Annotated in this window: 5 protein-coding genes and 1 pseudogene; 4 read left to right on the top strand and 2 right to left on the bottom strand. The window is 74.1% G+C overall.

Annotation, left to right across the window (positions count from 1 at the left end; all coding sequences use genetic code 11):
• Positions 1–453 (bottom strand): annotated as a pseudogene (locus tag KZ813_RS04920) (hypothetical protein); the annotation flags it as partial.
• 108 nt (positions 454–561) lie between these two features.
• Between KZ813_RS04920 and KZ813_RS04915 the strand changes: the two are divergent.
• Positions 562–1,221 carry a response regulator gene (locus tag KZ813_RS04915; RefSeq protein ID WP_219753820.1) on the top strand — a complete coding sequence of 220 codons (660 nt, stop codon included), beginning with the start codon at positions 562–564 and terminating at the stop codon, positions 1,219–1,221.
• Between the two features lie 32 nt (positions 1,222–1,253).
• Complete coding sequence (locus tag KZ813_RS04910; RefSeq protein WP_219753819.1) at positions 1,254–2,546, top strand: ATP-binding protein; 1,293 nt, start codon at positions 1,254–1,256, stop codon at positions 2,544–2,546.
• 303 nt (positions 2,547–2,849) lie between these two features.
• On the opposite strand, the gene KZ813_RS04905 is transcribed toward KZ813_RS04910, so the two are convergent.
• Positions 2,850–4,718 carry a methyl-accepting chemotaxis protein gene (locus tag KZ813_RS04905; RefSeq protein WP_219753818.1) on the bottom strand — a complete coding sequence of 623 codons (1,869 nt, stop codon included), beginning with the start codon at positions 4,716–4,718 and terminating at the stop codon, positions 2,850–2,852.
• A 202-nt stretch (positions 4,719–4,920) separates the two neighbouring features.
• Between KZ813_RS04905 and KZ813_RS04900 the strand changes: the two genes are divergently transcribed.
• Entirely contained in the window at positions 4,921–5,325 is a 405-nt protein-coding gene (locus KZ813_RS04900) for a hypothetical protein (RefSeq protein WP_219753817.1), read from the top strand.
• An 84-nt stretch (positions 5,326–5,409) separates the two neighbouring features.
• Positions 5,410–7,422, top strand: coding sequence for a TonB-dependent receptor (locus tag KZ813_RS04895; protein WP_219753816.1), 2,013 nt, complete (start codon positions 5,410–5,412; stop codon positions 7,420–7,422).
• The last annotated feature ends 15 nt before the right edge of the window (positions 7,423–7,437 follow it).

Raw genomic sequence — 7,437 nt, 5'->3', positions numbered from 1 at the left:
GCCCGGCGGCGGCGGGGGTGCCCCGGCGCCCGACGCGGGGGGCGGCGGCGCGCCGGGGCCGTGCCGCGGCGGGGGCGGCGGGCCGACCTCGCGCGCGCCGGCGCTGTCGACCAGGAAGCGCGCGCGCAGCTGCCCCTCGTCGTAGCGGCCCTGCACCAGCACCGGCGCACCTGCGCGCGGCGCCGAGTCGCGGCCGGCATCGACCAGCGCGCGCCCGGTCGAGTCCTCGACGACGAAGCGGTCGCCGTACACCGCGGCGACGCGGCCGCGCACCGTGACGGTGCCGCTCGACTGCTGCAGCCGGGCGACCGCGGTGGGCACGGTCGGCGCCATCTCGACCGTGGGACGGGTCAGCGCCATCGCGCCGGCGCCGCCGGCGGCACCGAGTGCCAGTAGCGCGGCGCCCGCCAGAGCGACGCGGCGCGGGGCATTGACATGGGGTAGAAGGGTCATCGATCGGCTCCTCTGCTTGCGATGCACCGTCTCTACGCCGGCCTCCCGCCACCCGCGCTGAACCGCGCGGTTCAGTTTCGGTTTAAGCCGGGTGTATAGCGCCGAGCCATGCGTATCCTGCTCGTCGAGGACGACCGCGACCTGGGTCCCCGTATCGCGCGCGCGCTGCGCGACGAACGCTGCGCGGTCGACCTCGTCGCCGACGGCGTCGACGCCGCGCATCTCGGCGAGACCGAGGCCTATGACGCCGCGGTACTCGACCTCGGGCTGCCCGGCATGGACGGCGTCTCCGTGCTGCGCGCGTGGCGGGCGGCGGGGCGCGACCTGCCGGTGCTGGTGCTCACCGCGCGCGATGGCTGGTCCGACAAGGTGTCGGGGTTCAAGGCCGGCGCCGACGACTATCTGGTCAAGCCGTTCCGCGTCGAGGAGCTGGTGATGCGGCTGCGCGCCCTCGTCCGCCGCGCCGCCGGCCACGCCCAGCCGCTGCTGCGTGCCGGCCCGCTCAGCCTCGACGCGCCGACCGGCACGTTCGAGCTCGACGGCCTGCCGCTCAAGCTGACCGCGCTGGAGTGGCGCGTGCTGTCGCAGCTGATGCTGCGCAAGGGCGTGGTGATCGAGCGGCTCGACCTGCTCGAGAAGGTCTATGAGGGCGACGCCGACACCGACTCGAACAGCCTGGAGGTGATCGTCGGCAGGTTGCGCAAGAAGATCGGCGCCGCGCTGATCGAGACGGTGCGCGGGCGCGGCTACCGGCTGGTCGGCGAGTGAGCGCGCGCGCGCCGCGCTCGATCCAGGCGCGGATGCTGATCGTGTCCGCGCTCGCCACCGCCGTGGCGCTGGCGCTCGCCGGCGCGGCGATGGCGGGGCTGCTCGGGCGTCTCGTGGTGGAGGGACTCGACCGCCGGCTCGACGCCGAGCTGGCCCTGCTCGCCAGCGCGGTCGACGCCGACGGGCACGTCGACCGTGCGCGGCTGGAGCGGGTGCGCGGCGCGCTCGACGCCGGGCCTGAGTGGCGCTGGCGCGTCGACGGCCCCGACGGCACGCTCGGCTCGGCCGACTTCCCCCGGCTGGACCATCCACTCGACCCGCCGCTCGGCCCTGCGCCGCCCGCCGGCCCCCTCGCGTCGCGGGGCCCGCGGCCGCGCGAGGGCGCCGCCGAGAGCGGGGGCGAGGTGCACGCGCGCGAGCTGGTGATCGCGACCCCGCGCGGCGACGTCACGCTCACCGCCGCGGCGCCGCGCTCGGTCGTGCGCCGCCCGATCGAGGGGGCGTTGTGGCCGCTGCTCGGCGCGCTCGCCGCGGTGGCGGCGGTGCTCACCGCGGCGCTGCTGGTGCAGCTGCGCGTCGGGCTGGCGCCGCTGCGCCGGCTGCGCGACCAGGTCGCGGCGATCCGCGGCGGCGCGCGCGATCGCGTCGAGGAGGACCAGCCCGCCGAGCTGCGCCCGCTCGCCGCCGAGCTTAACGCGCTCGCCGCGGACAATGCCGCCGCGCTCGCCGCGGCGCGCGGGGCCGCCGCCAATCTCGCGCACGCGCTCAAGACCCCGGTCGCGGCGCTCGCGCTCGACCTGCGCGACCGGCCCGAGCAGGCGGCGCAAATCGAGCGGATCGACCGCACCATCCGCCACCACCTCGCGCGCGCGCGCGCCGCCGCGATCGACCGCCGCGCCGCCACGTCGCTGCGCCCCGCGGCCGAGGGTCTCGTCGCCGCGGTGGGCGCGCTGCACCGCGACGCGCGGATCGCGCTCGACGTGCCCGCCGATCTGGTGGTCGCGGTCGACGCGCAGGATCTCGACGAGCTGCTCGGCAACCTGCTCGACAATGCCGCGCGCCACGCCGCCGCGCGGGTCACGCTGGGGGCGGTGCGCGATGGGCGCTGGGTCGCGGTCGAGGTGGTCGACGACGGTCCCGGTATCCCGGCGACCGAGCGCGAGCGGGTCGCGCGACCGGGGACCCGGCTGGACGAGCGTGGCGACGGTCACGGCTTCGGGCTGGCGATCGCGTCGGAGCTGGTGGCGCTCTACGGTGGCGCGCTGTCGCTCGATCAGGCGAGCGGCGGTGGGCTGGCGGTGCGGCTGACATTGCCGGCGGCGTAGAAGACCTTCGTCGCCCGAGCCGGACGTCGGTCCTCGCGCCGGTGATGAGGCGGATCCCTCCGCGCTCGCTCATCGGCTATCGCCACGCGCGCCGCGGGAGCGCGGAGGAGCGGGAGGGGCGGAAACCCGTCGGCTGCGAGGGTGCGGCATGAAGTCGCATACTACCCCGGCGCCGCCCTCATCCGGCGCTCGTCAGCGGGGTCGACCGGCCCGCGGGCGGCGCGGCCGTCGGGACGAGCCAGGCTCGGATACTGACGCGGGTTCAGGATGAGGGCAGGTGGGGCAGCGGGGAAGGCAGGGCTGTCAGAACTCCGACCAATCGTCCTGCGCCACCGCGACCGCGGCGCTGCCGCGGCTGGCGCGCGCGCCGGCGGCGATGCGCGCGCCGGCGTTCGCCGCGCGGGCCTGGAGCTGGTGGACCGGCGACGCCGCCACCTGGCGCGTGGCCGGCGCCTGCCCCTCGCGATCGCTCAGCCGGAAGCGGCTGACCTGGCGAGACATATTCTCGGTCTCCTCGGCGAGGCTGCGCGCCGCCGCCGTGGCTTCCTCGACCATCGCGGCGTTCTGCTGGGTCACGCCGTCCATCTCGCTGACCGCGGTATTGACCTGCTGCAGCCCGGTCGCCTGCTGCTCGGCCGCGGAGGCGATGTCGGACACCAAGGCGCTGATCTCGCCGATCCGCCCGGTGATGCGGTTGAGCGCCTCGCCCGCCTGCGCCACCAGCGTGACGCCGGCGTCGACCTGCTCGGTCGAGGCGGTGATCTTGCTCTTCACGTCCTTGGCGGCATCGGCGGAGCGCTGCGCGAGCGCGCGCACCTCGGAGGCGACCACCGCGAAGCCGCGGCCGGCGTCGCCCGCGCGCGCCGCCTCGACGCCCGCGTTGAGCGCGAGCAGGTTGGTCTGGAAGGCGATGCCATCGATCACCGCGATGATCTCGCTGATCTCGGTCGACGAGCGCTCGATGCCGTTCATCGCCTCGACCGCCCGGCGCACCACGTCGCCGGACTGTTCGGCGTCGCGGCGCGTGTCGTTCACCACGCCGTTCGCCTTGACCGCGTTGGCGGCGGTGTCGCGCACCGTGGTGGTGATCTGGTGCATCGCCGCCGCGGTCTCCTCCAGGCTGGCGGCCTGCTGCTCGGTGCGGCGCGACAGATCGTCCGAGGCCTGGCGGATGTCGCTGGCGCCGCTGGTGATCCCCCCCGCGCTGGCGTTCACCGCGGTGAGCGTCGCGGCGACCGACTGCATCGCGTTGTTGAAATCGTCCTTCAGCTTGGCGAACGGCCCGGTCAGCTCGGCCTCGATGCGGGCGGTGAGGTCGCCGCGCGCGAGCGAGTCGAGCCCGCTGCCGACACTGTCGACGATCAGCCGCGTCTGCTCCTGCTTGGCGCGCTCGGCGGCGACGAGCTGGTCGCGGAACGCCACCATCGAGCCGGCGAGCTCGCCCACCTCGTCGCGCCGGGGGTCGACCGCGACCTCGGCGTTCAGGTCGCCCGCGCCGAGCCGCCGCATCGTCGCGGTCATCGCGGTGAGCGGCGTGGCGATGCCGCGGATCAGCGAGACCAGCATGACGACCGTGAGCGCCAGTACCGCGAGGGAGATGGCGATCGAGGCGTTGCGCGACCAGACGTAGGTGGCCGCCGCGGACTCCATGTCGGCGTCCATCACGCGGACCTGCACGCGCTGCAGCTCGGCCGCGTCCTCGTTCGCCTTGTCGAAGAGACCCTTGCTCGCACGGAAGTGAGCGAGCGCCTCGTTGTTGAGATTTCGATGCGACAGCTGCAGCGTCTCGCGCGACGCGGCGGCGAACGCGGCCCACTCCGCGCGGAACGTCTTGAAGGCGCCGATCGCGGCGGGGACGCGCAGGCGCTGGTCGAGGAAGGCCATGTTCTGGTCGATGATCCCCACGCGCGCGGCGACGTCCTTCTCGGCGGCCGCGATCTGCTCGGGCTCTTCCGACAGGATGCTGCTCGCCTCGGCGACGCGATAGTCCGACGTGGCGGTGTTGATCGTCGCGATCGCGACGAGCTTGTCGCGGCGGTCGCGACCGAGCCGCTCCACGGCGTCGTTCAACTTGCTCTGCGCGCCGATTGACATCACCGCCATGACCACCAGGGCGGCGGCGAGAAGCCCGAAGGCGGTGAGCAACTTCGCGCTGATCTTCAAGTTCTTCATGGGGGAGACCTCAGGATGGTGAGGCGGTGATTAGGGCCGATGTGTTTCTAACCTCTTAGCGGGCGCAGCTGTCTAAACCGCATGTTTACGGATAGGCGCGTACCATGGTTAGCCGATGGTAAAGCCCGCGCCCCGCCCAGCATCGCCTCGCCGCGCACGCGGCGACGGCGACTCGCGCGCGGATCGCGGCTAGCTCGCCGGCGTGGAGTCGCTGCGGCACCTGATCGAGCGACGGCCGGCGGCGCTGGCCTTGGTGCTGCTGCTCGCGCTCGCGCTGCGGCTGATCGTACCCGCGGGCTTCATGCCGGACTCCTCGGCGCGGGGCCTCGCGCTGGTCGGCTGCCCGGAGTGGGGCGCGGCGCCGGGCGCGATGGCGCATCGCGAAGGGCACGATCGCGCCGATCACCGCGCGCCGCACCGTCACACCGAGTCGACCTGTGCCTTCGCTGGCCTGGGGCTGCCCACACTCGCCGCGGGCGACCCACCGTCGCTGGCGCTCCCGACCCCCGACGTCGCGCCCGCCGCCGCGCCGCGCGGCCGCGCGCTTCGCCTCGCGGCGGGGGAATGGCTGCGACCGCCGACGCACGCGCCGCCCGCGCGCGCCTGATCCCGACCATCCCGGCCGACGCTTTACGGTGAGCGGCCCTCCAGCGACGGCGCGCCCGAGCGCGCGCGAGCGATCGGAATCCTCATGTCTCGTCATCTTCTCTCCGCGGGCGCGGTCGCGCTCGCCTGTCTCCCCGCCGTCGCGCGCGCGCAGGACGCGCGCGACCCGGCCTCCGCCACCGGGGTCACCATCGGCGAGGTGGTCGTCACCGCCGAGTCGATGACCCGCTCCACCGGCGAGGTCCTCACCTCGGTCGACGTGCTCGGCGGCGACGTCGCGCAGCGGCAGAACGTCGACGATGCCTGGGAGCTGTTCGCGCGGCTGCCCGGCGTGGTGCTGACCGACTTCGGCCAGGGCACCACCTCGGGCCGTTTCTCGATCCGCGGCTTCAACGGCGAGGGCGAGATCAACGCGGTCAAGCTGCTGATCGACGGCATCCCTTCCAACGACAACGCGGGGCGGATGGACTTCATCGACCTGGTCTCGCCGCTGGCGATCGGCTCGGTCGAGCTGGTGCGCGGCACCTCCGACCCGCGCTGGGGCCTTCACGCCATCGCCGGCAGCGCCAATATCGTCACGCGCGGCGGCGGCACTTATCTCGACACGCGGGTCAGCGCGGGCGCGTTCGGCACCGCCGAGGCACAGCTCGCCGCGGGCGCCGAGACCGGGCGGCTGAGCCAGAATCTCGCGCTCGGCTATCGACGCTCGGACGGGTACCGCGACCATGCGGGTTTCGATCGGCTGACGCTGTCGGGCAAGTGGCGGCTCGACCTCGGCGGCGCGCAGCTCGGTCTCATCGCGCGCCACAGCCGCGCCGATGCCGACGAGCCGGGCTATCTCACCGACGCGGACGCGTACGGCGACCGCCGGCGTTCCTACCCGCTCTCGGCGAGCGACGGGGGCACGCGCGCGCTCGGCCAATATGCGGTGACGCTCGACGCCGCCCCGGGCACGAGCGTGGCGCTGTCGCTCAGCGGCTATGCCAACACGATCGACGACAATCGCTACGTGCGTTTCTCGGAGAGCGTGGCGCAGCAGCAGCGGTTGACCGAGGAGCAGCAATATGGCGTCGTCGCCGCCCTTCACTGGCACGCCGCGCCCTGGCTGATGGCGGAGGCGGGCGGCGACGTGCAGTGGCAGCACAATATCAGCCGACGCTGGACGACCGACCGCCGCCGCGTGATCGCCGCGACGCGCGACCAGGACGTCGACCTCACCGTCGGCGGCGGCTATGTCCAGGCGGTGCTGACACCCGCGCGCTGGCTGCGCGTCACGCCGGCGTGGCGGCTCGACCGCGTCGGCGGCGACTATGTCAACCGGCTCAACGGCCGGCGCTATCCGGTCAACGATTACGGCACGATCAGCCAGCCCAAGCTCTCGATCGCGGTCGAGCCGGTCGCGGGCGTGACCGCGTACGGCAATTACGGGCGCACGTTCCAGATCGGCGCGGGGTCGGGCGCGTTCATCGTGCCGCCGCGCGCGCGCGACGTCGCGGCCTCGATCAACGAGGGCTATGAGGCGGGCGTGCGGCTGGCGCGCGGGCGCTGGCTGACCGCGCGCGCGGCGCTGTGGCAGCAGACCGCCACCGGCGAGCTGCGCCGGCGCCTCAACGATCCCGCGGGCGAGTTCGACAATCTCGGCGCGACGCGACGGCGCGGCGTCGACCTCGAGGCGAGCGTCCAGCCGGGCGACGGCTGGTCGGCCTGGGCGAGCTGGTCGCGCCAGAAAGCGGTGATCCGCGTGCCCGACCCGGCGACACCCTCACAGGCGGGCAATGAGATCGATCACGTCCCGCGCGACGTCTATACCGCCGGCGTGGAATGGGCGCCGCCGCGCGGGCGTTGGCGCGCCTCGCTATGGGGTAACGGGCAGTCGTCCTACGCGCTGACGCCCGCCAACGCGCAGGGGCGCTATGGCCGCTACGTCCAGCTCACCGCCGAGACGGGCTATCGGCTGACTAGCGCGGTGGAGCTGTCGCTGCAGCTACGCAACCTCGCGGACGACCGCCACGAATATGTCTGGTACGACGGCACGCAGCGGCTCCACGCGCCGGCCGACCCGCGCATGCTCGCGGGGGCGGTGCGCGCGCGATTCTAGCGGGTCCCGCTCGTC

The organism is Sphingomonas folli (genome assembly GCF_019429525.1).
Taxonomy (GTDB): Bacteria; Pseudomonadota; Alphaproteobacteria; order Sphingomonadales; family Sphingomonadaceae; genus Sphingomonas; species Sphingomonas folii.
Note: the sequence above shows the minus strand (reverse complement) of the source record. Positions and strands in the feature narration are given on the sequence as shown.

Excerpts from the sequence above, each read along its gene's own strand:
- KZ813_RS04915 (WP_219753820.1), top strand. The coding sequence starts at position 562 with ATGCGTATCCTGCTCGTCGAGGACGACCGCGACCTGGGTCCCCGTATC.
- KZ813_RS04910 (WP_219753819.1), top strand. The coding sequence starts at position 1,254 with ATGCTGATCGTGTCCGCGCTCGCCACCGCCGTGGCGCTGGCGCTCGCC.
- KZ813_RS04905 (WP_219753818.1), bottom strand. The coding sequence starts at position 4,718 with ATGAAGAACTTGAAGATCAGCGCGAAGTTGCTCACCGCCTTCGGGCTT.
- KZ813_RS04895 (WP_219753816.1), top strand. The coding sequence starts at position 5,410 with ATGTCTCGTCATCTTCTCTCCGCGGGCGCGGTCGCGCTCGCCTGTCTC.